Below are 25,276 nucleotides of genomic sequence, written 5' to 3'. Positions count from 1 at the left end.
CGACGCCTACTCGCCGTTCGTGATCTTCGTGTGCGCGCCGATGAGCGCGCCCGAGAGGTCGAGCCCCTTGAGGTGGGTGCCGCGGTCGATGATCGTGTGGCGGACCTCCGCCTCCTCGATGGTGACCTCGGGGAAGACGACGCTGTCGTGGACCGCGGCGTCGCGGACGGTCGCGTCGGCCATGACGTGAACGTTCTCGCCGAGCGTCGCGTTCTCGACGGTCGCGGACTCCGCGACGCGCGTCTCCCCGTCGAGGGTCCACGCGACCGCGTCGAGGTAGCTCTCGGGCGTCCCGATGTCGAACCACGCGCCGTCGAAGGTGAACGCGTGGACCGGCTGGCGGCGCTGGAGCCACTGGATGAACCAGCCCGGCTCGTCGGGGTTGTTGCCGTCGTCGAGGTACGTCCGCAGGTCCGGCAGGGTGTCGGCGGGGAACGCGTAGCAGGCGATGGAGACGAGCGTGCTCTTGGGGTCCTCGGGCTTCTCCTGGAAGTCGACCACGCGGTCGCCCTCCAGTTCGACGAGCCCGTAGGACTTCGCCTTCTCCCGTGAGCCCACGTCGTAGGCCGCGATGGCGGCCGTGCCCTTCGCTTCGAAGAAGTCGACGAACTCGGCCACGTCGAAGCTGATCAGGTTGTCGCCCGCCACGACGACGAGGTCCTCCTCGATCCCCTCCCGTTCCACGAGCTGGGCGAGCGCGCCGACGACGCCGAACTTCTCGTCTTCGGCCTCGGTGTCCTCCACGGAGAGCTTCGGCTTCTCGAACTCGCTGTCCGCGAGGTACGACTCGAAGTCCTCCGCGAACCGCTCGTTCGTGGAGACGAACACGTCGCTGATCCGGTCGTCCGCCTCCAGGTCGGCGAAGATCTCGTCGATCACCGTCCGGTCGCCGACGGGGAGGAACATCTTCGGCCGGTCCTTCGTGATCGGCCAGAGGCGCGTCGCGTACCCACCCGCAAGCACTACCGCTTTCATGAGTGCATCTTCCGGTCCGCGGTTATGGTTTTTGTGACTTAGGCCGACCGAAATCCGGAACCGGACGGGGGCCGCGCACGACCGATAGCGGAGTGCTGCCGGCCGAGAGGGGAACGCGAGCGCGTTTCGGTGCCCTGCCGCCGCGGGGCTTTTCTCGCCGGCCGGCCAACGGCCGGCATGGAGCCGACCACCCGCCAGCGCATCGCGGACCGTCTGCGCGAGGGGCCCGCAACCGCGAGCGACCTCGCGGCCGCGCTCGAGCTGCCGACGCCGGTCGTCTACGACCACCTCGACCACGTCGCGCAGTCGGTGGGCGAGGACGAGCAGTTCCTCGTCGCCCCGCCCGCGTGCCGCGACTGCGGCTTCGACGGCTTCGACGACCCCGTGAACGAGCCCTCGCGGTGCCCCGAGTGCAAGTCCGAGCGCATCGCCGAGCCCGAGTTCCTGGTCGACGAAGCGTAGCGATGCTGCGGCGCGGTCTCGGCGTTTAGAGCGGGTCAGTCGAACGGCGGTGCCTCCGCCCCGACCGCGAAGCTTACCGATCGGGTCAGCACCACCCGGGAAGCCCCGGCCGGACCAGCCGGCTGCGTCTCTCGGTCCCACTCCGCCGCGGCGCGCGCCGACAGCACGGCACCACGACGGCCGTGCCCGCTCGTTCGGCCGGTCGGCAGCTCACCGTCAGACGGCCAGCACCGCGTCGACGACGATCAGCAGCGCGAAGCCGACGAGGAACGCGGCGGTCGCGGCGTCGGCGTGCCCGTGCCCGTGCGAGGACGGGATCATCTCGCGGAAGACCACGGCCATCATCGCGCCCGCGGCGAACCCGGCCGCGACGGGGAAGACGCCGGTGGCGACCGAGACCAGCCCGAAGCCGAAGATCGAGGCGAGCACCTGCGGCACGAGCCCCGACAGCGTCGTGTACAGGAGGACCCGGGGGTTCGACAGCCCCGCGTCGCCCATCGGGAGCGCGAACGCGAAGCCGTCGGGGACGTTCTGGAGGCCGATGACGACGGCCAGAAGCAGCGCGACCGACTCCAGCCCGGACGCGAACGCGACGCCGACCGCGAGCCCCTCCGGCGCGTTGTGGAGGGTTATCGCCCCGCCGATCAGCAGGGCGCGGCGGACGGTCGAGAGCTTCTCGGGGTCGTCCGGGGGCGCGCCGCCCTCGCGCCGCCACCCGCGGTACCGCGCGTGGATGTGCGGGATGACCCGGTTGCCGCCCAGGAGGACGAAGCCGCCGAGGAAGACGCCGACCAGCACCGGCCGCAGCCCGCCCTCCTCCGTTCCCGGGAGGATCAGCCCGAAGACGCTGGCGGCGATCATGATCCCCGCCGCGAGGCCGAGCGAGGCGTCGTAGGTGCGGTGGCTCACCCGCGAGCGCACGAACACGGGGAGTGCGCCGAGTCCCGTGGCCGCCCCCGCGACCGTCGTCACCCACAGCATCGTCCAGAAGTGGTTCATGCGGTCGGCTTCGGCGAGCGGTCATAAATACTCCCGTCCCGGCGACGCGGCGCGAGGCGGAGCGCGGTCGAGCGGCAGGTCGCTCGGCGACCGCGGCCCCACCGATTATGTCGCCGGCCGCCGACCGCTCGACCATGACCGAACGCGTCGCGATCATGGGCGCCGCGGGGCGCGACTTCCACGACTTCAACGTCCGCTTCCGCGGCGCCACGCCCGCGGAGCGCGTCGTCGCGGTCACGCGCGCGCCCGGCCAGAACCTCGGGGAGGCGGAGGGCGGCGAGGAGGCGGAGGGCGGTAGCGAGGAGACGGAGGACGGCGAGGCTGCCGACCGCCCGCGCTACCCGCCCGAACTCGCGGGGCCCGGCTACGACGAGGGGGTTCCGATCGTCCCGGAGGCGGAACTGGAGGCGGTCGTGACCGGCACCCACCCCGCGGTCCCGGACGCCGGCGCGGACCGCGTCGTCTTCTCCTACTCCGACGTGAGCCACGAGGCGGTGATGCACGCCGCCTCCCGCGCGCTCGCGGCCGGCGCGGACTTCGAACTGCTCGGCCCGGAGACGATGCAGGTCGCCCTCGACACCCCCGTCCTCGCGGTGGACGCGGTCAGGACGGGCTGCGGAAAGTCCTCCGTCGCCCGGGGGCTCGCGGACGCGCTCGACGCGCGCGGCGCGGACGTGGCCGTCGTCCGCGAGCCGATGCCGTACGGCGACCTGATCGAGAAGCGCGCGGAGCGGTTCGCCACGCCCGCGGACCTCGACGACGCCGACCTCACGCTGGAGGAGCGCGAGGAGTACGCCTGGCACGTCGAGGCGGGACACCCGGTCCACGCCGGCGTCGACTACGAGGCGGTCCTCGCGAACGCCGCCGCGGAGGCGGACGTGGTGGTCTGGGACGGCGGCAACAACGAACTCCCGTTCGCCGAGCCGGACGTCCACCTCGTGCTCGCCGACCCCACACGCCCCGGCCACGAGCGTCGCTACCATCCCGGCGAGGCGAACCTCCGCGCCGCGGACGCGGTCTGTCTCACCAAGCTCGCGGCCGCCGAGCCGGAGGGGATCGCGACCGTCGAGGAGAACGTCCGCGAGGTCGCGCCGGCGGAGGCCCCGGTCCTCCGCGCGGAGTCGGTCGTGAGCGTCCCCGACCCGGACCGGATCGAGGGCGCACGCGTGCTCGCTATCGAAGACGGTCCGACCGTCACCCACGGCGACGCCGCCCGCGGGGCCGCGACCGTCGCGGCGCGGCGCTACGGGGCCGCCGAGCGCGTCGACCCCGAACCGGCCGCGGTCGGGTCCGTGGCGGAGACGCTCGCCGAGTACGACCACCTCGACCGCGTGCTGCCCGCGATGGGGTACACCGACGCGCAGGTCGCCGAGTTGGAGGCGACGATCGAGGCCTGCGAGGCGGACCTCGTGCTGGCCGGCACCCCCTGCGACGTCTCGCGCGTGCTGGACGTGGACGCGCCCGTCGTAGACGTGGACTACCGCTTCGAGCCCGTCGGCTGGTCCTTCGAGGAGTTCGTCGCCGAGCGCGCGGAGACGCTCGGGCTGAACTGACGTGGTGACCGGTCCGGGACGCCCCCCAGTCAGCGGTTCATTCGTGGTAGACGGGTTCGCGTTCGACCGCCTGTGACTTCGCGATCGCCTCCTCGACGAGGGTGACGACCTCCCGCGTGGTGTATCCGTCGGCCAACTCGAGCGCGACCGCGACCCCCTCGCGGTCGTTCACCGGAACGACCACGTCGAGCATCTCCTCGTAGACCCGGACGGTCGCGTGTAGCTGCGACTCCTGGGTCCGTTCGTAGGCGCCGTAGCCGAGCGCCTCGAGCTGGAGATCGCGAACGATCTGGTCCACCTGTTCGCGCTCGAAGGTCTCCCTCGCCCACTCGCTCTGGTAGACGTGGTCGACCTCCTCGCCCGTGAAGTAACTCACGCCGACCAACGGTTCGTGGCCGATATCCTCCTTGATCCGTTCGAGGACGCGCTCCGCAAGTTCCTCCATACTCCCAGACCTCCTGTTGGGACTGTAAAACTTGGTCACCAGCGACATGTCCGGGCGGGCGTGAACACCCATCGCCCGGTCGGTTCCGACACCGGGCCGATCAGTTCTCGACCGCGCTCGCGGCCCGGATGATCGTCTCCTCGTCGAACTTCGGCCCGACGAGCTGGAGCCCGACCGGGAGCTCGTCCGACTCGCCGGCGGGGACGGAGATAGCGGGGAGGTTCGCGAGGTTCGCGGGGGTCGTGTTGGCATCCGCGAGGTAGAGCTTCAGGGGGTCGTCGAGCCCCTCGCCGAGTTCGAACGGGGGAACCGGCATCGTCGGCGAGGCGATCACGTCGACCTCCTCGAAGGCGTCCTCGAAGTCCTGTCGGACCCACGCGCGGGCGTCCTGCGCCTTCTCGTAGTACTTGTCGTGGTAGCCCGCCGAGAGCGCGTACGTGCCGAGAAGGATCCGACGCTTGACCTCCGCGCCGAAGCCCTCCTCGCGCGTCGCAGCGAACGTGTCGTTCCAGTTGCCCTCGGCGTCCGCGGAGTGGCCGTAGCGCACGCCGTCGAAGCGCGCGAGGTTGGAGGAGGCTTCCGAGGTCGCGATGACGTAGTAGGCCGCGACCGCGTGCTCGACGGAGGGGAGCGACACCTCGACGGTCTCCGCGCCCTGCTCTTCGAGGTCCGCGACGGCCGCCTCGACCGTCTCGACGACGCCCTCGTCGGCGCCCTCGAACAGCTCCGTCGGGATCCCGACCGTCAGCCCCTCGACGTCGCCGTCGGCGGCCGCGGCGTAGTCGGAGTCGGCGCCTTCCTCGCGCGTCGTCCCGTCGTTCGGGTCCGGGCCGGCGATGACGTCGAGGAGTTCGGCCGCCTCCCGCACGGTCGGCGCGATGGGGCCGATCTGTTCGAGCGAGTTGGCGTACGCGATCAGGCCGTACCGCGAGACCAGCCCGTAGGTGGGCTTGATGCCGACGACGCCGCAGAAGGCCGCCGGACAGCGCACGGAACCGCCGGTGTCGGAGCCGAGCGCGAGGTCGGCCTCGCCGGCCGCGACCGCCGCCGCGGAGCCGCCGGAGGAGCCGCCCGGCACGCGGTCGGTGTCGACCGGGTTCCGGGTGGCGCCGAACGCGGAGGTCTCCGTCGTCGTCCCCATCCCGAACTCGTCCATGTTCGCCTTGCCGACGATCTCGGCGCCCGCGTCCGTCAGGCGCTCGACGACCGTCGCGTCGTACGGCGGGACGTAGTCGGCGAGCATCTCGGAACCGCAGGTGGTGCGGACGCCCTCGGTGGAGATGTTGTCCTTCACCGCGACCGTGGTGCCCGCGAGCGGCCCGTCGTCGGCCCCCTCGATCGTCTCCTCGGTGATGAACGCGTTGAGCTCCGCCATCTACGACACCTTCGGTCCCTTGAAGAAACCGTCCTCGGAGTCGGGCGCGTTCGCCAGCGCCTCCTCCTGGGTGAGCCCCTCGCGAACCTCGTCCGGGCGCATCACGTTCACGAGTTCCTCCTCGCGGTCGGTCTCGGGCACCTCGTCGAGCGCCTCGAAGTGGTCGAGGATGTCGGCGAACTGCTCGGCGAACGTCGCCACCTCCGCCTCGTCGAGGTCGACGCGCGCCAACTCGGCGACGTGCTCGACCTCCTCGGGGTCGACGGCCGCGGCGCCGGACGCCCCGTCGCCGGCCGCGCCCTCGCTCTCGTCGGACGTATCGCTCATACCGGAGGGTGCCGCGGACCGGGAGTAAGGGTTTCGGAAGCGCGGTCCGGCCGCACGCGAGCGGGGGCGACGACCGCAGACGGCGCCCCGAAAGACGGTGTGTCAACACGGCCCATAGACATATCCGGCGGGAGCGCGAAGCGCCGAGGATGGCAGACACAAAGGACGGTCGCGAGAAACAGGCGCGCAACGCCGACCGCCGCCAGCGGGAACGGGACATCGCCGCGGAGATGGACCGCTGGGACGACGCGGAGCCGCCGGTCGCCCCCGGCGAGCTCGCGTACTTCGAGGCCGACCTCGAGTCCGTCGCCTTCCCGGCGACGGGCCGCGAGATCGTGGAGACGGTCGGCGACCGCGAGATCGAGGCGACCGACGGGAGCCACGCGGTCGCGGACCTCGTTCCGGACGCCGACGGCGAGACCTTCACGTCCCCGGAGGCGGTGCGCGTGCGCGTCCAGCGCCCGTCGGTGGCCCGCGCGATGAAGCGCGTCGTGGAGGCGGTCGATGCGCTCCCGTACGCGTCGCTGGACGACTCCCAGCGCGACGCCTACGCGCGGACGTTCCGGGAGCTTGAAGCGATAAGTCCGACCGACGAGGACGAGGGCATCCGGGCCATCGCGGACTGGATCGTCGAACGGACCGAGGAGAAGGAGGCCGCGCCCGGCTCGCGGGACGTGCGCCGCCGGGCCGCCGAGTTCTGTCGAGAGAACGGCTACGAGGTGCGGAACGACGAGTGGCTCGGGGTCTGAGAGCGCTTCGCGGTCGTTCTCGGGCCCGTTCCATGGCGCGTGGCGGGTGACGAGGAGGGGCCGATAGCGGGGGTATCCGGCTCGAAATCCCGCGCCGGCCCTCTCCACTCCTGATCTGGTTTTGGTACAGATCCTGCCACTCGGGTCAGCACCGTCCAGAAAGCCCCAGCCGGCACCGCGACCGCACAGCAGCCTCGCACCTCCCCAGCCTCGGCCGCGGACCGGCCGCGAACCGCACAGCAGGCGGCCGGCCCGCGCCCTCCCTCGCGCGCGTTCCTCGCGCGCGCCGCCGCGACGATCGACCGACCAACCGACGGTCACTGAACGGATAGCCGTGGCCGATCTCTGAGTCTGCCAGTGGTTTCCTGTGAATCCCTCGAGAGAGGTGCGAAGGACCCGTACTCAGTCCAACAGCTGCTGAGCGATCGTGTTCCGGAGCACCTCGCTCGTCCCCTCGTAGATCTCGTTGAGCTTCGCGTCGCGGTAGTAGCGCTCCAGGGGGAAGTCCGTCGTGTAGCCGTAGCCGCCGTGGATCTGGATCCCCTCGTTGGCGACCTCGCGGGAGATCTCCGAGGCGTACAGCTTCGCCTGCGCGGCCTCCTTGATGTAGTCCTCGCCCCGGATCTTCCTGTCCGCGGCCCTGTGCATCAGCAGCTTGGCCGACTGCACCTTCGTGTCCATGTCCGCGAGCTTGTGCTGGATCGCCTGGAAGTCGGCGATGGGCTGGTCGAATTGCTCGCGGTCGCCGGCGTACTCGACGGCGTCCTCCAGGGCGGCGCGCGCGATGCCGACCGACCGCGCCGCGATGGTGATCCGGCCGCCGTTGAGCGTCTTGAGCGCCTGCACGAAGCCGTCGCCCTCCGCGCCGAGCAGGCGGTCCTCGGGCAGTCGCATGTCGTCGAAGCGGAGCTCCGCGGTCGGACAGCCCTTGTCGCCGAGCTTCTTCTCCGTCCCCTCCACGATGAACCCCTCGTCCTCCTCGGGGCGGACGACGAACGAGGAGATGCCCTTCCGGCCCGCGTCGGGGTCCGTCTTGGCGAACAGGGTGACCGTGTCCGCGACCGAGCCGTTGGAGATCCAGAGCTTCCCGCCGTTGACGACGTACTCGCCGGTGTCGGCGTCGTACTCCGCGGTCGTGTCCATCGCCGGCACGTCGGAGCCGGCGCCGGCCTCCGAGAGCGCGAACGCGCCCACGTCGGCCCCCTCGTTGAGCGGCGTGAGGAACGTCTCCTTCTGCGCCTCGTCGCCGAAGGCGTAGATCATGTTGCCCGCGAGCGACGTGTGGGCGGCGACGACGGTCGCGAGGCCGCCGGAGCCGCGGGCGATCTCCTCCAGTCCGATGGCGTAGCTGTGGTAGTCGAGGCCGGCGCCGCCGTACTCGACCGGGAACGGCATGCCCATCAGCCCGAGGTCGGCCATCTGGTCGACCAGATCGGCGGGGAACTCGTCCTCCGCGTCGATCTCGGCGGCCCGGGGTTCGACCTCCTCGTCGACGAACTCCGCGACGGTGTCGCGGATCTGCTTCTGCTCGGCGGAGAGCGTGAAGTCCATACGAGTTCTCCCCGTCGGGCGTCCTTATGAGTTACTACACGGTCTTTGATGTGGGACCGGCCGCGGCGACCGGGTCGGCGGCGCAGGGGCGCCCTCGGACGGTCGGCGGGGTGGATCCGGACCGATCCGCGGCGCTCGGACGGCCCACGACACTTTTTATGTCTGCTTCCATAAGGACCGATAGCTAAATGAGCGGACGCGACCCCTCCCCAGGAGAACCCGACCTCGCGTGGTGCCACGAGGCCGTGCAGGGCGTCTCGCGCACCTTCGCGCTGACGGTCGACGTGCTGGACGAGCCGATGTCGAGCCACATCTGTCTCGGGTACCTCCTCTGTCGCGTGGCCGACACCGTCGAGGACGCCGGCCACATCCCGCCCGCGGAGCAGGCGGAGATCCTGCGGACCTACGACGCGGTGCTCGACCCGGACGACCCGACCACCATCGGCGAGTTCCGGAGCGCGGTCGACCCGCACATCCCGGCGCCCGCGGAGCGGAACGACGACTGGGCGGTCGTCGCGGAGTCGCCGACGGTGGTCGCGACCTTCGAGGACCAGCCCCGCGACGTGCGGGAGGCGGTCGTCCCGCCGGTCCGCGAGATGGTCGACGGGATGGCGATGTTCGTCGAGCGGCACGCCGGGGAGGGCGGGCTGCGCATCGACGACCGCGCCGAGCTGGAGCAGTACTGCTACTACGCGGCCGGCACCGTCGGCACCCTGATCACCAACCTGCTGACCCGCGGCGACGTGGACGGGGACCGCGTCGAGCGCCTCTACGACACCGCCGAGGAGTTCGGGCTCCTGCTCCAGCTCGTCAACGTCTCGAAGGACGTCTACGACGACTACACGGAGGAGAACAACGTCTACATCCCCGCCGAGTGGCTGGCCGACGAGGGCGTCCCGCAGGAGGAGATCGTCGCCCCGGAGAACCGCGAGTCCTCGGCCCGCGTCGTCGACCGCACCGCCGACCACGCCCGCTCGTTCCTCGACGACGCGCAGGCGTACCTCGAGACGATGCCGCTCAGACACGGCAACACGATGGCCGCCTGGAGCGTCCCCTACCTGCTCGCGGTCGGCACGCTCCGCGAGCTCGGCTCGCGGCCGGAGGACGCGCTCACCGAGACCGGCGTGAAGATCTCCAGACAGGAGGTGTTCGCGGTGATGAACGTCGCGAGCGAGGCCGGCCGGGAGTCGCTCTCGGAGCTCCGCGAGACCATCGCCCGCACGCCGTACCACCGCGCCGCCGGCTTCGCCGACTGAGCAGCGAAAGACCCGCCCTCCGGCCGCCCTTCGGCCGTCCTTCGGCCGCCCTCCACGGGTGACGAATCCGCGCGCTTTTAACCGCGCCGCGGGAACGAACGGCCATGAGCTTCGAGAAGGAGGACGAGGTCGTGCTGCACGACAAACACAGCGAGTTCGACGGCGAGGCCGGGACGGTCACGCAGGTCGTCGAGTCCATGTTCGGCGAGGCGACGTACACCGTGAGCTTCGAGGACGGACAGGAAGTCGGCGTGCCGGCCGACGACCTCGAGGAGGTCGAGGGCGACGCGGACGAGGAAGACGCCGACGACGAGACGGACGAGGAGTAGCCAGCCCACCCAGATGCCCCGCGTCCCGCTCCACTACGTCGACCTCCGGACGTTCTGTTACGCCACGGAGGACGAGAAGCGCGTCGAGGAGGCGCTCTGCGCGTTCCTCCCGGACGAGTTCGAGATCGACCGCGTGGAGAACGTCGGCCACCACGGCGACCGGATCGTCGTGCTCTCGGCGCGCCTCGAGCGCGCCGACGAGATGCGCCACGTGCTGGGACGCGTGAGCGAGTTGGACGACATCGAGCGCGTGCTGACCGAACTCGACGGGCGCGTCGACGACAACTGTTCGCTGTTCCTGCGGCTCGATAAACAGGCCGCCTTCCGCGACGAGGTGCGGCTCGGCCCGGGGCTCACCCTCCGCGCGAAGGTCGAGGCATATCCCGCCAAGAAGCCCCGAGCGGTCGAGACGGCCCGCGAGCTGATCGCCGATCTCGCCGGGATCGACGTCGAAGAGTTGGAGACCGACGAGACGGAAGCGCCCGACGAACCATAAGCGTCCGACGAACGATAAGCGTCCGACGAGTCGCCGGCGGCCGCGGCGGGTCGGCCGCAACCGGTCGCGTCGCCGCCAGTTTTTCCCCCAATCCGAGCGGACCTCGGCAGATTTATGAGCGTCGTCCCGGGACCACCGAGCGAATCGCCGGGCGGGGTCGCGACCGTGACCGGTTACGGAGGACGGTCGGGAACGGACGCGTGCGCGGCCGCGGCCGCCGCCGGGCAGAGACAAAAATGAGCACGGACGGAAACGACCGCGGAGGCGCGACGGTGGAGGGCGGCCGCTCGGGCGAGCGCGAGGCGGCCTCCTTCGTGGAGTACGGCATCGAGGACAGACCGCCGCTCGGGGAGTCGGTGGCGCTCGGGCTCCAGCACTACCTCACGATGGTGGGGGCGAACGTCGCCGTCCCGCTGGTGCTGATCGGCGAGATGGGCGCGAGCGACGCGCAGGCGGCACAGCTGGTCGGGACCTTCTTCGTCGTCTCGGGGATCGCCACCCTGCTCCAGACGACGGTGGGGAACCGCTATCCGCTGGTGCAGGGCGCCTCGTTCGCGCTGCTGGCGCCCGCGCTGGCGGTGGTCGCGGCCGTCGGCGGGCCCTTCGAGGTGGCGATGCGCGAGCTCCAGGGGGCGATCATCGCGGCCGCGCTCGTGCAGGTGGTCGTCGGTTACTCGGGCCTGATGGGACGGCTGAAGGAGTACCTCTCGCCGGTCGTCGTCGCGCCGGTGATCGTCCTGATCGGCCTGTCGCTGTTCGACGTGCCGCAGATCGCCACCGCGGGACAGAACTGGTGGCTGCTCGGGTTCACGCTGGTCGCCATCGTCGCCTTCTCGCAGTACCTCGACGCCTACAGCCGGTACGCGCGGCTGTTCCCGGTGCTGCTCGGCGTCGTCGCGGCGTACCTGCTGGCCCTCGCGCTCTCGCTCGCGGGCGTGTACGCGACCGGACAGCCCGGCTACGTCGACCTCTCGGGGACGACCGAGGTCCCCCTGCTGCTCGCGGTGACGCCGTTCCAGTGGGGGGCGCCGCAGTTCACCGGCGCGTTCGTCGTCGGGATGTTCGCGGGCATCGTCGCCTCGATGATCGAGAGCTACGGCGACTACTTCGCGGTCGCGCGGCTCGCGGGCGTCGGCGCGCCCTCGAAGAAGCGCGTCGACCACGGCATCGGTATGGAGGGCATCGGCAACGTCGTCGCGGGGATCATGGGCACCGGGAACGGCTCCACCTCCTACTCCGAGAACATCGGCGCCATCGGCATCACGGGCGTCGCCTCGCGGTTCGTCGTGCAGGTCGGCGCCGTCGTGATGATCGTGGTCGGCTTCGTCGGTCCGATCGGCCAGCTCATCGTCACCATCCCGTCGCCGATCGTCGGCGGGCTGTTCGTCGCGATGTTCGGCCAGATCGCCGCGGTCGGCCTCTCGAACCTGAAGTACGTCGACCTCGACGCGCAGCGCAACGTGTTCACCGTGGGGCTCGCGCTGTTCGCCGGCCTCGCGGTCCCCGCCTACGTCGGCACCGTCGGCGGCGTCGCGGCGTTCCGCGAGGGGATGGCGGGCGTGGCCGTCCTCGGCCCGGTGCTGGGTGCGCAGGTGGTCGCGGACACGGTCTACGTCGTCGGGTCGACCGGGATGGCCGTCGGCGGCATCGTCGCCCTGCTGCTCGACAACACCATCCCGGGCACTCGCGAGGAGCGCGGCCTCGACCAGTGGGAGGCGATCTCCGAGGGCGACGAGGCGTTCGACACCGCGCTCGAACGCCTCCGGGAGTAGCCCCTCGGACCCGTGAGCGCCGCCGACTCGTCGGGGACCGGGGACAGCGCGCGGCCGCGCTACCGCGGCCGCGACCGCCGGCGCGGCGCGCTCTCGGTGAGCGACGAGCGTCTGCTGGTCGGCGACGCGAACGAGGGAGGCGACCCCGTCGCGGTCTCGCTCGCGCGCGTCGAGGAGGTGACCCACCGCCGCGTCGACTGGTACCTCGTGTTGCTCGGCCTCGCCGTCGTGGCGTTCGGCCTCGCCTCCGTCCCGAGGAACCCCGTCGCGGGCGCGGCGTTCGCGCTCGCGGGACTCGGCAGCCTTCTCGTGACGTGGCGCCGCCGCGACCGCGTTCGGGTTCGGGTCCGCGGACGGCCGAAGCCGCTGACGCTGTATCCCGCGGAGCCGGAGCGATTTCTGTCGGCGGTCGGAGCGGCGCTCGACGCGGCGCGGGCGGAAGGGGGGTGAGCGGCTCCCGGTCGACCTCGCCCGCCAGCCTTGCGCGTGTCGCTACCCCTTTTAGGGGTGGGCTCCGTCGTCGGGGTATGAACGACGAGCGGGAGGTGCTCGACGTACTGACGACGAACGCCCGCGAGAGCCTCGCGGACATCGCCGCACAGACCGGTCTCGACGAGGAGGCGGTGGCCGACGCCATCGCCTCGCTGGAGCGCGAGGGCGTCGTCCACGGCTATCAGGCCGTCGTCGACTGGGACCGCACCGACGAGGAGAAGGTGCGCGCGGTCGTCGAGGTGAACGTGGAACTCGACCGCGAGACCGGCTACGAGGAGATCGCCGACCGGATCGCGAAGTTCCCCGCGACCCACGCGCTCCACCTCGTCTCCGGCGACTACGACTTCGCGGTCGAGGTCGAAGGCGCCTCGATGCAGGACGTCTCCCGGTTCATCTCCGAGCAGGTCGCGCCCATGCCGGAGGTCACCCAGACGGTGACCCACTACATCATGGAGACGTACAAGGACGGCGGGATCCGCTTCGAGGACGGCGACGACGACGACCGGCTCTCCGTGTCTCCATGAGGCTCTCGGAGCGCGCTCGGGACCTCCCGGAGTCGGGGATCCGGAAGTTCTTCGAACTGGCGGAGGCCCGCGACGACGTGATCTCCTTAGGCGTCGGGGAGCCGGACTTCTCCGCGCCGTGGGCGGCCCGCACCGCGGCCATCGACTCGCTGGAGCGCGGCCGCACCTCCTACACGGCCAACCGGGGCATGCTGGAGCTGCGGGAGGCGGTCGCGGACCATCACCGGCGGTACGACCAGGTGTACGACCCCGAGTCGGAGGTCGTCGTCACCACGGGCGCGAGCGAGGCGGTCGACCTGGCGTTCCGCGCGCTGGTCGACCCCGGCGACACGGTCGCGATCCACGAGCCGGCGTACATCTCCTACGGCCCGGGTGTCGACCTCGCGGGCGGCGAGCGGCTGCCGGTCCGGACCCGCGCCGAGGACGACTTCGTGCTCACTCCGGAGGTCCTCAGGGAGGCGGGCGCCGAGGACGCGGACCTGCTGGTGCTCTGTTACCCGAACAACCCCACGGGCGCGACGATGGACGCCGACGAGCTGGCCGACGTGGCCGCCTTCTGCCGCGAGCACGACATCCGGGTGATCGCCGACGAGATCTACGCGGCGCTCACCTACGGCTCCGACCACGACTCCATCGCGACCCAGCCCGGGATGCGCGAGCGCACGGTGGTCATCAACGGCTTCTCGAAGGCGTACGCGATGACGGGACTCCGGCTCGGGTACGCGATGGGGCCCGCGGAGGCGATCGACGCGATGAACCGGATCCACCAGTACACGATGCTGTCGGCGCCGACCACGGCCCAGTACGCCGCGATCGAGGCGCTCCGCTCCTGCGACGACGAGGTGGCGGAGATGGTCACGGAGTACGACCGACGCCGGAACTACGTCCACTCGCGGTTCGCGGAGATGGGCCTCGACTGCTTCGAGCCGAAGGGCGCCTTCTACGCGTTCCCGCAACCCGGCGGCGACGACGAGCAGTTCGCGGAGGACCTGCTGGAGGAGCAGGGCGTCGCGGTCGTCCCCGGCTCCGTCTTCGGCGAGGGCGGCGCGGGTCACCTCCGCGTCTCCTACGCCACCTCGATGCGCGAGCTGAAGGCCGCGACCGACCGGATCGAGGCGTTCCTCGCGGACCGTGACTGACGTCCGTTCGCGGTTCGGGGAGGCGTCGGGCTCCACCGACGCTCCCGGAACGTTCTGACGGGGCGCGGCCGCGAGGACGTGACGTACCGCGAGCGAGAGCCGCTGTCGGCTCATGCACACGAAGCCGGTCGGCGCACGGCCGGCCACGCGCTTTTAGTGACTGGACGGCGACCGCCCGTGCATGAGCTACGAAACGGCGACCGACCGCGGGTTCCTGCTGTCGGGTCGCGACTGGAAGGTCATCGGTACCGCGGCGGCGCTGATGGCGCTGAACGTGCTGGTGATGTACGTCGTCGCCGTCACGCCGCTCGCGGCCGTCAACGACTACCTGTTCGCGATTCCGATCCTCGGCGCGGTCGTCTACGGCGCCGCCATCTACGCGGGCGAGTCGATCGCAGCGCGGGGCATCGAGGGCGGCAACGTCGGGCTCGCCCTCGCGGGCGTCGCGGTGCTACAGGGCGCGTTCGGCGTCTTCGGCGCGGGCGTGCTCTCGGTCGTGCCGGCCGACTCGCGCGCGCTCGTGCTCGGCGTCGCGGCGGTCGTCACGGCCGCGATGACCGCGCTGATCGGCGGGTACGTCTACGCCCGCGCCGGGACGACCTTCGAGCACTACGGGAAGTGGTCGACGTACGCCTTCCTCGGCGGCCTCGGCGGGGTCCTCGTGGGGAGCTTCTTCACGCCCGTGCTGCTGGTCGGCTTCGTCCTCATCATGCTCGGCTTCCTGCTCCGACTCGGCTGGGAGATGTGGCGCGTGCGCGACGGTCGCGTCCAGGCCGTCTCGCTGCAGGCTGTCGGGCTCTACGTCGCCGTGGCCGGCGTCTTCGTCCACGTCCTGCAGATCGTGGTTCGGATGCTCGCGGAGCGGTAGGGCCCGCCGCGGTCGGGGCTCGAGCCGCGACTCCGGAGTTTTCTGCCGACCGGGTTTCTGCCGACCGGGTTTCTGCCGACCGGGTTTCTGCCGACCGGAGTTCTGACGATCAGGCTACATAAATCCGCGTCCGGAAGTACCTTTCCGTCCCCCCGCCGTCGCCTCCGCCGACGCGATGGCTTCGGACGTTCACGACCCCGTGATCCGGGCCTACTACGCCTATCAGCTGACCGCCTCGGCGGGGTTCATCTGGCCGGTGTTCACGCTGTTCCTGCTGTGGAACGGGCTCTCGTTCGCCCAGATCGGCACGCTCGGCGCCGTCTCCGCGGTGCTGGTCGCGGCGCTGGAGGTGCCGACCGGCGGGTTCGCCGACCGCGTGGGGCGCCGGAACGCGCTCGCGGTCGGCATGGCCGCGATGGCGGCGTCGGTGGCGGGGTTCGTCGTCGCGGAGACGTTCCTCGCGTTCGTCGCCCTCTACGCGCTGTGGGCGCTCGCGCTCTCCCTGCGGTCGGGGACAGCCGACGCGTGGCTCTACGAGACGCTCCGCGAGCGCACCGACGAGTCGTCGTTCACGCGCGTCCGCGGACGCGGCGGCGCGGCCAACCAGTGGGGGTCCGCGCTGGCGATGGTCGCGGGCGGCCTGCTGTACGTGCGCCACCCGACCTACCCGTTCGTGGCGGCGGCGGTCCTCCACGCGCTCGGCGTGGCCGCGGTGCTGTCGCTGCCGGAGAACGAGGCGCTCGGCGACCCCGCCGCGAGCGAGGCGCTCGGCGTCCGGGAGGCGCTGGGCCTGATCCGGGCGGAGTTCCTCGCGCCCGCGCTGCGCGCGTTCGTGCCGTTCGTCGCGCTCTTCTTCGCGGTCGTGGGGACGGCCGACACCTACATCCAACCGATCACCGTCGGCGTGCTGGAGGGCGCTACCGCGGCCGCCGGCCCGCTTGCCGCGGTCCCAGAGGCGGCGACGCTGGGCGTCGCCTACGCCGGGTTCGCGGCGCTCGCGGCGACCGCGAGCTATCACGCCGAAGCGGTGGCGGACCGGGTCGGGGCGCGCCGCGCGCTGCTGGGCGTGCCCGTCCTCGTCGCGGCGCTGCTTCTCGCCCCGGTCGCGGTCCCGCTGCTCGCGCTGCCCGCCTTCTTCGGCATGAAGGGCGGCGAGGCGCTCTACAAGCCGCTCGTCAACCAGTACCTCAACGACCGGACCGGCTCCCGCGGGCGGGCGACCGTCCTGAGCGCCGCCTCGCTGGTGTACGCGCTGGTGCGCGCCCCGCTGAAGCCCGTCGCCGGTTACGCGGCCGACCTCGCGGGACCGGTCGCGCTGGTGGCGGGACTCGGCGCCGGCTTCCTGCTGGTCGCGGGCGTGCTGGCGCTCGGCGGAGCCGACCCCGTCGAGCGGTGAGGGGACCTGCCGATCCGCCGCCCTCCTCACGGCCCCGCGTTCCGGTTCGCCCACGCTTTTGTCCCGCGACCGCCGAGGGCCGGTATGACCGACACCGCGCTCGTCATCGGCGGCACGCGCTTCATCGGCCGACACACCGTCCAGGACCTGCTCGACAACGGCTACGCGGTGACCATGCTCAACCGCGGCAACCACGAGAACCCCTTCGCGGACGACGAACGGGTGACCCACATCGAGGGGGACCGGACCGACCGCACGGACCTCCGGACGGCGAAGCTCTCCGCGGAGCCGGACGTCGTCGTCGACTGCGTCGCGTACTACCCGGCGGACGTCGAGGAGGCGGTCGACGTGTTCGCGGACGTGGACGCCTACGTCTACATCTCCTCCGGGTCGGCGTACGCCCGCGAGGAGATCCCGAAGCGCGAGGGGGAGACGCCGCTGTGCGAGTGCACGCCCGAACAGGCCGACAGCGACGACCACGACACCTACGGCAACCGCAAGGCGGAGGGCGACCGGATCGTCTTCGAGGCGGCCGCGGAGGGGGTCAACGCGATGGCCGTCCGCCCCTGCATCGTCTACGGTCCGCACGACTATACCGAGCGGCTGGACTACTGGATCGACCGCGTGGCAAGTCACGACCGCGTGGTCGTCCCCGGCGACGGCCAGAACGTCTGGCACCGCGCGTACGTGGAGGACGTGGCGGCCGCGCTTCGGACGGTCGCGGAGGAGGGGGAGCCCGGCGAGGCGTACAACGTCGGCGACCGGCGGGTCGTCACCCTCGCGGAGACGGTCGAGCTGATCGCCGACGCCATGGACACCGACTGCGAGGTCGTCACCGCCGGGGAGGGCGCGCTCGCGGCCGGCGACCTCGAACCGGAGGACTTCGTCCTCTACCGCGACTACCCGCACGTCCTCGACACCTGCAAGCTGTCGGCCCTCGGCTGGGAGTCGACGCCCCTCGACGAGGCGATGGCGGCGACCGTCGCGGAGCACCTGGAGTCCGACCGCGACGGGAGCGAGCACGACCCCGGCCGCGAGGACGAGGAGCGCGTGCTGGGCGTGCTGGAGACGATGTAGGAGCCGGTGGAACAGGCGGGGGCGAGCCGGCTATCCGTCGCGGTCGTCCGGGCCGACCGCGAAGGGGCTCGGCGACTCCCGCCACTCCCACCCCGGGAGCCGGGTCTGGAACCCCGCCGCGAGCGCGGCGTCGAGGTCGTCGGCGCCCGCGGGGTCGGCCTCGCCGGCCGGGTCGTGGCCGCCCGCGCTCGCGTCCCCGCCCGTCTCGCCGTGCGTGTGCACGTCCGCGACGTGGAACGTCGCCTCCGCGAGCAGCGCGAGGGGCTGGCCGCCGGCGACCGTGCCCGCGAGTTCGCGGCCGAGCACCTCGTCGACGATGAACCCCGGGTAGTCGCCGGCCACGTCGAGGTCCCGCAGGAGGCCGACGTACGCGGCGACGTTGACCGCGCGGTCGCCGTCCGCGAACACCGCGTCCACCTCCGCGCGGTACTCGTCGGGGGCGACGCGGTCGACCTCGGTCGCGAACAGTTCCTCGAGCACGCCGCGGGTCTCGTTGATCAGGGGGACGACGACGGGGGCGCGGTCGCGGACCCACGCGCGCTCGGCGGCGACGGACTCCGGTGTGAGACGCATACCGAGAGCCTGGGGCGGGAAGCGTTTGCAGTTTGCGAAGGCTTTTATAACGCCCGGGGATTACGACCATCTAAGCGGGTTTTCGCTGACCCTTCCCGCAATCGCAGTTACGGACACATTAGCCACTATGCCTTGCCCGTCCGCGTCAGGTCCGTCTACCCGGGGCCGCCGGTCTCTCCCGCGGCCACGTGACGGTCGACCCGCGGCCGGGAGGGTCCGCTCTCTCGCCTCCGTGCGAGCACCATTTGAGATATGAGTCAAGTCGACAAGCAACTCGACGAACTGAAATCCGAGATCGAACAGGAGATCCCCGACGACATCACGGTCACCGACGTCAAGTACGAGGGACCGGAACTCGTCGTCTACACCCGCCACCCGAAGGAGTTCGCCGGCGACGGCGACCTCATCCGACGGCTGGCCTCCAGGCTCCGGAAGCGCATCACCGTCCGCCCCGACCCCGACACGCTCGCGCCGCCGAGCGAGGCGGAGGAGCGCGTGCTGGAGGTGGTCCCCGACGAGGCCGGCGTCACCGACCTCGACTTCCACGAGGACACCGGCGAGGTGCTGATCGAGGCCGAGAAGCCCGGCATGGTGATCGGCCGCCGCGGCTCCACGCTGCGGGAGATCACCCAGAAGGTCGGCTGGAACGCGGAGGTCGTCCGCACGCCGCCGATCGAGTCCTCCACCGTCTCCAACGTGCGGAACTTCCTGAAACAGGAGCGCGAGGAGCGCCGCGACTTCCTCGAGCGCGTCGGCCGCCAGATCCACCGCGAGGAGATGTCCGACGACGAGTGGGTCCGGATCACCACGCTCGGCTGCTGCCGCGAGGTCGGCCGCGCCTCCTTCATCCTCTCGACGCCCGAGACGCGCATCCTCATCGACTGCGGCGACAAGCCCGGCGCCGAGGGCGAGGTCCCCTACCTCCAGGTGCCCGAGGCGCTCGGCGCGGGCGCGCACACCATCGACGCGGTCGTGCTCACCCACGCCCACCTCGACCACTCCGCGCTGATCCCGCTCCTGTTCAAGTACGGCTACGACGGCCCGATCTACACGACGGAGCCCACGCGGGACCTGATGGGCCTGCTGCAGCTCGACTACCTCGACGTGGCCGCCAAGGAGGGGCGCACGCCGCCCTACGAGTCCGCGCAGGTGCGCGAGGCGATCAAACACACCATCCCGCTGGAGTACGGCGACGTGACGGACGTGGCGCCGGACGTGAAGCTCACGTTCCACAACGCGGGCCACATCCTCGGCTCCTCGGTCACGCACTTCCACATCGGTGACGGCCTCTACAACGTCGCCTTCTCCGGCGACATCCACTACGAGGACACGCGCCTGTTCAACGGCGCCGTCAACGACTTCCCGCGCGTGGAGACGCTCGTGCTGGAGTCGACCTACGGCGGCCGCAACGACTACCAGACCGACCAGGAAGACTCCGAGCGCAAGCTGAAGAAGGTCATCAACGAGACCTACGAGCGCGACGGGAAGGTCCTGATCCCGGCGTTCGCGGTCGGCCGGTCCCAGGAGCTGATGCTCGTGCTGGAGGAGGCGATGCGCGAGGGCGACATCCCCGAGATGCCGGTCCACCTCGACGGGATGATCTGGGAGGCGACCGCGATCCACACCACCTACCCGGAGTACCTCCGCGACGACCTCCGCGACCGCATCTTCCACGAGGACGAGAACCCGTTCCTCGCCGACCAGTTCAACCACATCGACGGCGGCGAGGAGGAGCGACAGGAGGTCGCCGACGGCGGCCCCTGCATCGTGCTCTCCACCTCCGGCATGGTCGAGGGCGGTCCGATCATGTCGTGGCTCCGCCACCTCGGGAGCGAGGACGACTCGACGATGACGTTCGTCGGCTACCAGGCCCAGGGGACGCTCGGCCGCCGCATTCAGAACGGCTGGGACGAGATCCCGGTCTCCGACTGGGGCAACGACGGCGGCCGGAGTTCGACGCTCACGCTCAACATGAACGTCGAGACGGTCGACGGGTTCTCCGGTCACGCCGACCGGCAGGGGCTGGAGAACTTCGTGAAGACGATGCAGCCCCGCCCGGAGAAGGTGCTGTGCGTCCACGGCGACGAGAGCTCCGTCCAGGACCTCTCCTCCTCGCTGTACCACGACTACAACATGCGGACGTTCGCGCCGAAGAACCTCGAGACGTTCCGGTTCAAGTAAGCCGTCCGCGAGAGTCGCCGTTTCGATCCCCGTGCCCGCCTCGCCGTCACGACGATCGCCCCGCGGCCGCCCCCATTTATGTTCGCGGTCGCACACGCTCACGCATGCGCCTCGCGCTCATCGCCCACGACGAGGAGAAGCCGACGCTACTGGAGTTCGCCGCTGACCACGAGTCCGCGCTCCGCGAGTGCGAGCTCGTGGCGACCGGAACCACCGGAAAGCGGTTACAGGAGGCGGTCGGTCTCGACGTCGACAGACAGGCGTCGGGGCCGCTCGGCGGCGACCTCCAGATCGGCGCGATGGTCGCGGCCGACGAACTCGACGGCGTGGTCTTCCTGCGCGACCCGCTGACCGCGCAGGCCCACGAGCCCGACATCTCCGCGCTCTTGCGCGTCTGTGACGTGATGGACGTGCCGCTGGCGACGAACCTCGCGTCCGCGACGCTGTTGGTCGAGGGGCTACTCGACGCGTGAGTCTCAAAATCCCTCTCGGCGCGTGAGCTAGAACCCTTTATCGAACAGCTCGCGAGCGATGATGTTCTTCTGTATCTCGGTGGTGCCCTCGTAGATCTGGGTGATCTTCGAGTCGCGGTAGAAGCGCTCGACGTCGTGGTCGTTCACGAAGCCGGCGCCGCCGTGGACCTGCACCGCCTCGTTCGCGACCTCGACCGCGGTCCGGGAGGCGAACTCCTTGGCCATCGACGCGAGCATCGTCACGTCGTCGGGCGACTCGTCGACCGCCCACGCGGAGCGGTAGGTGAGCCAGCGCGCCGCCTCGGTGTTCGTGTGCATCTCCGCGAGCTTGTGCTCGATGGCCTGAAAGTCGCCGATCGGGCGGCCGAACTGCTCGCGCTCCTCGGCGTACGCAAGCGCGCGCTCGGCCGCGCCGCGGGCGATGCCGACGCCCTGTGCGGCGACCGCGGTCCGCGTCTCGTCGAAGAACTGCATCAGCTGGAGGAAGCCCATTCCGCGTTGGCCGATCAGGTTCTCCTCGGGGACGCGCACGTCGTCGAACCGGAGCTCCGCGGTGTCGCTCGCGCGGATGCCGAGCTTGCCGGTGATCTTCTCGCGGGTGAGGCCGTCCCGATCCGCCTCCACGAGGATCTGCGAGTAGCCCGAGTATCGGTCCTCGACCTCGGGGTCGGTCTCGCAGACCACGACGAAGTAGTCGGCCACCGTCCCGTTGGTGATCCACATCTTCGAGCCGTTGATCACCCACTCGTCGCCGTCCTTCTCGGCGCGGGTCGCCACCGAGGTCACGTCCGAGCCGGCCTGCGGCTCGCTGATCGCGGAGCCCATCACCGCGTCGCCGGCGGTCACCTCCGGGAGCACGCGCTCCTTCTGGTCGTCGGTGCCAAACTCGATCAGCGCCTCAGCGCCGAAGCCGGCGCTGGAGACGCACAGCCCCACGCCGGGGTCGGCCGCGAACAGCTCCTCAGTGATGATGGCGTTCTCCAGCGCCGAGTAGCCCACGCCGCCGTACTCGACCGGCACGTGCGGCGCGAGCAGCCCCATCTCCGCGGCCGCGTCCATCACCCCGTGGGGGTACGACTCCCCGGCGTCGTGCTCGCTCGCGACGGGCTTGATCTCGTTGTCCGCGAACCGCCGCACCTCGTCCCGTAGTTGCTGCTGCTCGTCGGAGAGTGCGAACTCCATGGTCGACACTCGAAAGCCAGTCGTGTTAGCTATTCGCAAACGACGATGAACGATGGCGGAGTTAATAGTCCGCTCCCGATCCGTCGAGAGGCCCGTACGGCCGTCCGTCACCGATCCCCCACGTGCGCCGCCGAAGTCGCCGGATTCATCCCTTCCCCCGTCGTCCGACAGGCAATGACTGCCGAGGAGGAGAACGTCTTCGACGTCTACCGCGACCAGGTGGACCGGCCGCTCTCGCGGCTCTTCCGGGAGTACGGCACCGACGAACTCCACTGGCTCGTGCTCGGAATGGTGGCGAACGTCGTCGCCCGGGTGGCGAGTCTGGTCCCGCCGGTCGTGCTCGGCGTCGCGGTCGACGCGGTCTTCGCGGGCGACGGGGCCTACACCCTCCCGCTCCTCCCCGACGCGTGGCTCCCGACCGAGTCGGCCGCGCAGTTCCGGTTCTCCGCGGCGCTCATCGTCGGCTCCTTCCTGACGACCGCGGTGTTCACGTGGGTGTACGGCGTCGCAGCGAACAACTTCGCCCACCGCGTGATGCACGCCGTCCGGACCGACTCCTTCGAGAAGATGCAGCGGCTGGACATGACCTTCTTCGACGACAAGCAGACCGGCGAGGTGATGTCCGTGCTGAACAACGACGCCTCCAACCTGGAGGTCTTCCTCGACAACGCGCTCCAGAACTCCGCGCGCCTCGGCGTGATGATCCTCGGCATCGCGGCCGTCCTCTTCTACTACAACCACGAGCTCGCGCTCGTGACGCTGACCGCCGTTCCGCTGATGGTGCTTTTCACGCTCTGGTTCATGCGCGCCGTCGAGCCGCGGTACGTGGAGCAGCGATCCGTCGTGGGCGACCTCAACACGGCGCTGGAGAACGCGCTCTCGGGCGTCGAGTTGGTCAAGACCTCCAACACCGAGGACCACGAGACCGACCGCGTCGCGAACGCCTCCTACGACTACTTCCGACAGACGATGTCGATCCTCCGGCTCAACTACCTCTACCGGCCGGGGATGGAGTTCCTCGCGGGGCTCGCGTTCGCCGTGACGTTCGTCGTCGGCGGGGTGTGGCTCTCCGCGGGCCCGCCGGGGCCGTTCACGTCGACGCTGACCGTCGGGACGTTCATCACGTTCGTCTTCCTCACCCAGCAGTTCGTCGCGCCGCTCGCGGAGGTGTCGAACATCGTCGACCAGTACGAGAACGCGAAGGCCTCCTCCGAGCGCGTCTTCGGGCTGATGGACGTGCCGGTCCGCATCGCGGACGACGAGGACGCGGTGGACCTGGGCGAGGTCGCGGGGCGCGTCGCGTACGACGACGTCTCCTTCGGCTACACCGAGACCCCCCTCGAAGACCCCGCCGACGCCGACGAGTACGTGGTCGACGGCGTCTCCTTCGAGGCGGAGCCGGGCGAGACGGTCGCGCTCGTCGGCCCCACCGGCGCGGGTAAGTCCACCCTCCTCAAACTCCTGCTCCGGCTCTACGACGTGACGGAGGGCGAGATCAGGGTCGACGGCCACGACATCCGGGACGTGACGCTGGAGAGCCTCCGCTCCTCGGTGGGGTACGTCTCGCAGGACACCTACCTCTTCGACGGCACCATCGCCGAGAACATCAGGTACGGCCGGTTCGCGGGCGTCGACCACGACGTGGAGAGCGAGGAACTCCGCGAGCGCGTGATCGAGGCGGCGAAGGCAGCAGAGGCGCACGCCTTCATCGACGCGCTCCCGGAGGGGTACGACACCCGGATCGGCGAGCGCGGCGTGAAGCTCTCCGGCGGTCAGCGCCAGCGCATCGCCATCGCGCGAACGGTGCTACAGGACCCCGCCATCCTCGTGCTCGACGAGGCGACCTCCGCGGTCGACACGGAGACGGAGATGCTGATCCAGCGCTCGCTGGACCGCCTCTCCGAGGAGCGCACGACCTTCGCCATCGCGCACCGCCTCTCGACGATCCGCGACGCGGACACCATCCTCGTGATGGAGGACGGCGCGGTCGTCGAGCGCGGCACGCACGAGGACCTGATCGACGCGGACGGCCTCTACGCCAAACTCTGGGGCGTGCAGGCCGGCGAGATCGAGGGACTCCCCGAGGAGTTCGTCGAGAAGGCCCGCGAGCGGCACGTCGACCGCGGGTACGGGAACGACGACTGAGTCGCCCCCTCTCGGTCGAGGACGGAGGTGGCCCTACTCGCTCGGCACGCGCTCCAGCGCCTCCTCCACCAGTCGCACCGCGGTCGCGCCGTCGCGGCGGCCGACCACGACCGTCAGCGCCTCGGCGGCGACGCTCGCGGCCGCGACCGGGACCTCGGCGGTCCCGAGTCGAGCCAGCACCGCGGCGAGGGCGGCCGCGTCCACCTCGCCGCGCGCGACGATGGCGGTGTGGTCGCCGTCCTCGACCACTGCGGCGTCGCCCACGCGCAGGACGGGGGCGATCCCGCTCTCGGCCGCGTCCGGATCTTCTTCGATCCCCACGCCGCCGTGCATCGAGACGCTCGCACGGCGTCCCTCGACCGAGCGCGCGGGTAAGTCCTCCGCGAACCGACGGAGCGCGGTCGCGACCGCCTCGGGTTCGCCCTCCAGGGCGGCGTCCGCGACCAGCCACTCCGCGGCGGCGGTGTAGTTGACGACGCCCGCGCGCAGCGCCGCGGTCAGGAACGGTCGCGCGCGGGCGGCCTCGCGGGTCTCGGCTGCGAGCGACATGCGCGGAGCCTCGACGGGACGGCTCTTGGTCGTTTCGCCGCCGTACGTGTCGGCGGTTCTCTCGGTCCCCTACTTCGAGCGCAAGTTTTGACGCGGCGATGCGTCTGCTGTCGATCCTGCTGCTTGGAACAGCAACGTCCAGAAAGCCCCGCACAGCACGGCGACCGCACCGCCGCCTCACCCCTCCCCACCCTCGCCACGGAGACGGCCGCGCGGACGGCACCGCACCGCGGCGCGGCCGTCTCCGTAGGCTCCCTCGCGCGCGTTTCTCGCGCGCGCCGACAGCACGGCACCGCGAGCGCATCGGCATCCCAACGCCAGGGCTCGGAGTCCAAAAGCACCACCTCGAGCGTCGGTGAAAGGCGGGGGATGGCCGAATCGCTTCGGG

General features: G+C 70.8%; 25 protein-coding genes. 16 read left to right on the top strand and 9 right to left on the bottom strand.

What is annotated here, in order from left to right; translation table 11 throughout:
- Positions 1–6 precede the first annotated feature (6 nt).
- Positions 7–975 (bottom strand): nucleotidyltransferase family protein, encoded by a 969-nt coding sequence (locus ACQE3L_RS01725; protein ID WP_426962073.1) that lies wholly within the window; start codon positions 973–975, stop codon positions 7–9.
- Between the two features lie 177 nt (positions 976–1,152).
- Between ACQE3L_RS01725 and ACQE3L_RS01720 the strand changes: the two genes are divergently transcribed.
- Positions 1,153–1,437: a transcriptional regulator gene (locus ACQE3L_RS01720; protein ID WP_426962072.1), complete on the top strand. Its 285-nt coding sequence runs from the start codon at positions 1,153–1,155 to the stop codon at positions 1,435–1,437.
- 216 nt (positions 1,438–1,653) lie between these two features.
- Here the strand turns inward: ACQE3L_RS01720 and ACQE3L_RS01715 are convergent, their stop codons facing one another.
- Positions 1,654–2,436, bottom strand: coding sequence for a ZIP family metal transporter (locus ACQE3L_RS01715; protein WP_426962071.1), 783 nt, complete (start codon positions 2,434–2,436; stop codon positions 1,654–1,656).
- 134 nt (positions 2,437–2,570) lie between these two features.
- Between ACQE3L_RS01715 and ACQE3L_RS01710 the strand changes: the two genes are divergently transcribed.
- Positions 2,571–3,989 (top strand): GTPase, encoded by a 1,419-nt coding sequence (locus ACQE3L_RS01710; RefSeq protein WP_426962070.1) that lies wholly within the window; start codon positions 2,571–2,573, stop codon positions 3,987–3,989.
- A gap of 37 nt (positions 3,990–4,026) precedes the next feature.
- On the opposite strand, the gene ACQE3L_RS01705 is transcribed toward ACQE3L_RS01710, so the two are convergent.
- The 3 genes from ACQE3L_RS01705 to gatC all read right to left on the bottom strand — a co-directional run bounded on the left by ACQE3L_RS01705 (position 4,027) and on the right by gatC (position 6,136).
- Positions 4,027–4,434 carry a DUF7522 family protein gene (locus tag ACQE3L_RS01705; RefSeq protein ID WP_426962069.1) on the bottom strand — a complete coding sequence of 136 codons (408 nt, stop codon included), beginning with the start codon at positions 4,432–4,434 and terminating at the stop codon, positions 4,027–4,029.
- A gap of 100 nt (positions 4,435–4,534) precedes the next feature.
- A complete protein-coding gene (gatA, locus tag ACQE3L_RS01700; protein ID WP_426962068.1) occupies positions 4,535–5,809 on the bottom strand; it encodes an Asp-tRNA(Asn)/Glu-tRNA(Gln) amidotransferase subunit GatA in 1,275 nt (424 codons plus the stop codon).
- On the bottom strand, positions 5,810–6,136 hold the full coding sequence (gene gatC / locus ACQE3L_RS01695; protein ID WP_426962067.1) for an Asp-tRNA(Asn)/Glu-tRNA(Gln) amidotransferase subunit GatC: 327 nt from the start codon (positions 6,134–6,136) through the stop codon (positions 5,810–5,812).
- Positions 6,137–6,285: 149 nt separating this feature from the next.
- Here gatC and ACQE3L_RS01690 point away from each other — a divergent pair, with 149 nt between their 5' ends.
- Positions 6,286–6,885: a DUF5789 family protein gene (locus ACQE3L_RS01690; protein WP_426962066.1), complete on the top strand. Its 600-nt coding sequence runs from the start codon at positions 6,286–6,288 to the stop codon at positions 6,883–6,885.
- A gap of 402 nt (positions 6,886–7,287) precedes the next feature.
- Here ACQE3L_RS01690 and ACQE3L_RS01685 read toward each other — a convergent pair whose 3' ends face one another.
- The gene (locus ACQE3L_RS01685) at positions 7,288–8,436 is read right to left on the bottom strand and encodes an acyl-CoA dehydrogenase family protein (RefSeq protein WP_426962065.1); all 1,149 of its coding nucleotides are present in this window, start codon (positions 8,434–8,436) and stop codon (positions 7,288–7,290) included.
- A 188-nt stretch (positions 8,437–8,624) separates the two neighbouring features.
- On the opposite strand from ACQE3L_RS01685, the gene ACQE3L_RS01680 reads away from it, so the two are divergent.
- The 10 genes from ACQE3L_RS01680 to ACQE3L_RS01635 all read left to right on the top strand — a co-directional run bounded on the left by ACQE3L_RS01680 (position 8,625) and on the right by ACQE3L_RS01635 (position 17,785).
- The gene (locus ACQE3L_RS01680) at positions 8,625–9,692 is read left to right on the top strand and encodes a phytoene/squalene synthase family protein (RefSeq protein ID WP_426962064.1); all 1,068 of its coding nucleotides are present in this window, start codon (positions 8,625–8,627) and stop codon (positions 9,690–9,692) included.
- 104 nt (positions 9,693–9,796) lie between these two features.
- Positions 9,797–10,021, top strand: coding sequence for a DUF1918 domain-containing protein (locus ACQE3L_RS01675; RefSeq protein WP_426962063.1), 225 nt, complete (start codon positions 9,797–9,799; stop codon positions 10,019–10,021).
- Positions 10,022–10,034: 13 nt separating this feature from the next.
- Positions 10,035–10,517 (top strand): RNA-binding protein, encoded by a 483-nt coding sequence (locus tag ACQE3L_RS01670; protein ID WP_426962062.1) that lies wholly within the window; start codon positions 10,035–10,037, stop codon positions 10,515–10,517.
- A gap of 236 nt (positions 10,518–10,753) precedes the next feature.
- A complete protein-coding gene (locus ACQE3L_RS01665) occupies positions 10,754–12,289 on the top strand; it encodes a uracil-xanthine permease family protein (RefSeq protein WP_426962061.1) in 1,536 nt (511 codons plus the stop codon).
- A 12-nt stretch (positions 12,290–12,301) separates the two neighbouring features.
- On the top strand, positions 12,302–12,739 hold the full coding sequence (locus ACQE3L_RS01660; RefSeq protein ID WP_426962060.1) for a hypothetical protein: 438 nt from the start codon (positions 12,302–12,304) through the stop codon (positions 12,737–12,739).
- A 77-nt stretch (positions 12,740–12,816) separates the two neighbouring features.
- The gene (locus ACQE3L_RS01655; RefSeq protein WP_426962059.1) at positions 12,817–13,305 is read left to right on the top strand and encodes an Lrp/AsnC family transcriptional regulator; all 489 of its coding nucleotides are present in this window, start codon (positions 12,817–12,819) and stop codon (positions 13,303–13,305) included.
- On the top strand, positions 13,302–14,444 hold the full coding sequence (locus tag ACQE3L_RS01650) for a pyridoxal phosphate-dependent aminotransferase (RefSeq protein ID WP_426962058.1): 1,143 nt from the start codon (positions 13,302–13,304) through the stop codon (positions 14,442–14,444). The genes ACQE3L_RS01655 and ACQE3L_RS01650 overlap by 4 nt, the downstream gene beginning before the upstream one ends.
- Positions 14,445–14,625: 181 nt before the next feature.
- Complete coding sequence (locus ACQE3L_RS01645) at positions 14,626–15,312, top strand: hypothetical protein (RefSeq protein ID WP_426962057.1); 687 nt, start codon at positions 14,626–14,628, stop codon at positions 15,310–15,312.
- Between the two features lie 175 nt (positions 15,313–15,487).
- Positions 15,488–16,708 (top strand): MFS transporter, encoded by a 1,221-nt coding sequence (locus ACQE3L_RS01640; protein WP_426962056.1) that lies wholly within the window; start codon positions 15,488–15,490, stop codon positions 16,706–16,708.
- 84 nt (positions 16,709–16,792) lie between these two features.
- Positions 16,793–17,785 (top strand): NAD-dependent epimerase/dehydratase family protein, encoded by a 993-nt coding sequence (locus tag ACQE3L_RS01635; RefSeq protein WP_426962055.1) that lies wholly within the window; start codon positions 16,793–16,795, stop codon positions 17,783–17,785.
- 30 nt (positions 17,786–17,815) lie between these two features.
- On the opposite strand, the gene ACQE3L_RS01630 is transcribed toward ACQE3L_RS01635, so the two are convergent.
- On the bottom strand, positions 17,816–18,358 hold the full coding sequence (locus ACQE3L_RS01630; protein ID WP_426962054.1) for a DUF7984 family protein: 543 nt from the start codon (positions 18,356–18,358) through the stop codon (positions 17,816–17,818).
- 252 nt (positions 18,359–18,610) lie between these two features.
- On the opposite strand from ACQE3L_RS01630, the gene ACQE3L_RS01625 reads away from it, so the two are divergent.
- Both ACQE3L_RS01625 and ACQE3L_RS01620 read left to right on the top strand, forming a co-directional pair.
- Positions 18,611–20,539, top strand: a complete 1,929-nt coding sequence (locus tag ACQE3L_RS01625; protein WP_426962053.1) for a beta-CASP ribonuclease aCPSF1 — start codon at positions 18,611–18,613, stop codon at positions 20,537–20,539.
- 104 nt (positions 20,540–20,643) lie between these two features.
- Entirely contained in the window at positions 20,644–21,012 is a 369-nt protein-coding gene (locus tag ACQE3L_RS01620) for a methylglyoxal synthase (RefSeq protein WP_058365866.1), read from the top strand.
- A 27-nt stretch (positions 21,013–21,039) separates the two neighbouring features.
- On the opposite strand, the gene ACQE3L_RS01615 is transcribed toward ACQE3L_RS01620, so the two are convergent.
- Complete coding sequence (locus ACQE3L_RS01615) at positions 21,040–22,194, bottom strand: acyl-CoA dehydrogenase family protein (RefSeq protein ID WP_426962052.1); 1,155 nt, start codon at positions 22,192–22,194, stop codon at positions 21,040–21,042.
- A 174-nt stretch (positions 22,195–22,368) separates the two neighbouring features.
- Between ACQE3L_RS01615 and ACQE3L_RS01610 the strand changes: the two genes are divergently transcribed.
- The gene (locus ACQE3L_RS01610) at positions 22,369–24,339 is read left to right on the top strand and encodes an ABC transporter ATP-binding protein (RefSeq protein ID WP_426962051.1); all 1,971 of its coding nucleotides are present in this window, start codon (positions 22,369–22,371) and stop codon (positions 24,337–24,339) included.
- 33 nt (positions 24,340–24,372) lie between these two features.
- Here ACQE3L_RS01610 and ACQE3L_RS01605 read toward each other — a convergent pair whose 3' ends face one another.
- Positions 24,373–24,888: a DUF7523 family protein gene (locus ACQE3L_RS01605; protein ID WP_426962050.1), complete on the bottom strand. Its 516-nt coding sequence runs from the start codon at positions 24,886–24,888 to the stop codon at positions 24,373–24,375.
- Positions 24,889–25,276: the final 388 nt, after the last annotated feature.

The sequence above is a fragment of the Haloparvum alkalitolerans genome (assembly GCF_050122995.1).
GTDB lineage: Archaea > Halobacteriota > Halobacteria > Halobacteriales > Haloferacaceae > Haloparvum > Haloparvum alkalitolerans.
Note: the sequence above shows the minus strand (reverse complement) of the source record. Positions and strands in the feature narration are given on the sequence as shown.

What these genes read in the sequence shown, in the direction of transcription:
- ACQE3L_RS01625 (WP_426962053.1), top strand. Translation starts at nt 18,611, where the DNA reads ATGAGTCAAGTCGACAAGCAACTCGACGAACTGAAATCCGAGATCGAA.
- ACQE3L_RS01715 (WP_426962071.1), bottom strand. Translation starts at nt 2,436, where the DNA reads ATGAACCACTTCTGGACGATGCTGTGGGTGACGACGGTCGCGGGGGCG.
- gatA (WP_426962068.1), bottom strand. Translation starts at nt 5,809, where the DNA reads ATGGCGGAGCTCAACGCGTTCATCACCGAGGAGACGATCGAGGGGGCC.
- ACQE3L_RS01685 (WP_426962065.1), bottom strand. Translation starts at nt 8,436, where the DNA reads ATGGACTTCACGCTCTCCGCCGAGCAGAAGCAGATCCGCGACACCGTC.
- ACQE3L_RS01720 (WP_426962072.1), top strand. Translation starts at nt 1,153, where the DNA reads ATGGAGCCGACCACCCGCCAGCGCATCGCGGACCGTCTGCGCGAGGGG.
- ACQE3L_RS01725 (WP_426962073.1), bottom strand. Translation starts at nt 975, where the DNA reads ATGAAAGCGGTAGTGCTTGCGGGTGGGTACGCGACGCGCCTCTGGCCG.
- ACQE3L_RS01605 (WP_426962050.1), bottom strand. Translation starts at nt 24,888, where the DNA reads ATGTCGCTCGCAGCCGAGACCCGCGAGGCCGCCCGCGCGCGACCGTTC.
- ACQE3L_RS01670 (WP_426962062.1), top strand. Translation starts at nt 10,035, where the DNA reads ATGCCCCGCGTCCCGCTCCACTACGTCGACCTCCGGACGTTCTGTTAC.
- ACQE3L_RS01705 (WP_426962069.1), bottom strand. Translation starts at nt 4,434, where the DNA reads ATGGAGGAACTTGCGGAGCGCGTCCTCGAACGGATCAAGGAGGATATC.
- ACQE3L_RS01615 (WP_426962052.1), bottom strand. Translation starts at nt 22,194, where the DNA reads ATGGAGTTCGCACTCTCCGACGAGCAGCAGCAACTACGGGACGAGGTG.
- ACQE3L_RS01635 (WP_426962055.1), top strand. Translation starts at nt 16,793, where the DNA reads ATGACCGACACCGCGCTCGTCATCGGCGGCACGCGCTTCATCGGCCGA.
- ACQE3L_RS01690 (WP_426962066.1), top strand. Translation starts at nt 6,286, where the DNA reads ATGGCAGACACAAAGGACGGTCGCGAGAAACAGGCGCGCAACGCCGAC.
- ACQE3L_RS01665 (WP_426962061.1), top strand. Translation starts at nt 10,754, where the DNA reads ATGAGCACGGACGGAAACGACCGCGGAGGCGCGACGGTGGAGGGCGGC.
- ACQE3L_RS01645 (WP_426962057.1), top strand. Translation starts at nt 14,626, where the DNA reads ATGAGCTACGAAACGGCGACCGACCGCGGGTTCCTGCTGTCGGGTCGC.
- ACQE3L_RS01640 (WP_426962056.1), top strand. Translation starts at nt 15,488, where the DNA reads ATGGCTTCGGACGTTCACGACCCCGTGATCCGGGCCTACTACGCCTAT.
- ACQE3L_RS01610 (WP_426962051.1), top strand. Translation starts at nt 22,369, where the DNA reads ATGACTGCCGAGGAGGAGAACGTCTTCGACGTCTACCGCGACCAGGTG.
- ACQE3L_RS01655 (WP_426962059.1), top strand. Translation starts at nt 12,817, where the DNA reads ATGAACGACGAGCGGGAGGTGCTCGACGTACTGACGACGAACGCCCGC.
- ACQE3L_RS01620 (WP_058365866.1), top strand. Translation starts at nt 20,644, where the DNA reads ATGCGCCTCGCGCTCATCGCCCACGACGAGGAGAAGCCGACGCTACTG.
- gatC (WP_426962067.1), bottom strand. Translation starts at nt 6,136, where the DNA reads ATGAGCGATACGTCCGACGAGAGCGAGGGCGCGGCCGGCGACGGGGCG.
- ACQE3L_RS01630 (WP_426962054.1), bottom strand. Translation starts at nt 18,358, where the DNA reads ATGCGTCTCACACCGGAGTCCGTCGCCGCCGAGCGCGCGTGGGTCCGC.
- ACQE3L_RS01680 (WP_426962064.1), top strand. Translation starts at nt 8,625, where the DNA reads ATGAGCGGACGCGACCCCTCCCCAGGAGAACCCGACCTCGCGTGGTGC.
- ACQE3L_RS01710 (WP_426962070.1), top strand. Translation starts at nt 2,571, where the DNA reads ATGACCGAACGCGTCGCGATCATGGGCGCCGCGGGGCGCGACTTCCAC.
- ACQE3L_RS01675 (WP_426962063.1), top strand. Translation starts at nt 9,797, where the DNA reads ATGAGCTTCGAGAAGGAGGACGAGGTCGTGCTGCACGACAAACACAGC.
- ACQE3L_RS01650 (WP_426962058.1), top strand. Translation starts at nt 13,302, where the DNA reads ATGAGGCTCTCGGAGCGCGCTCGGGACCTCCCGGAGTCGGGGATCCGG.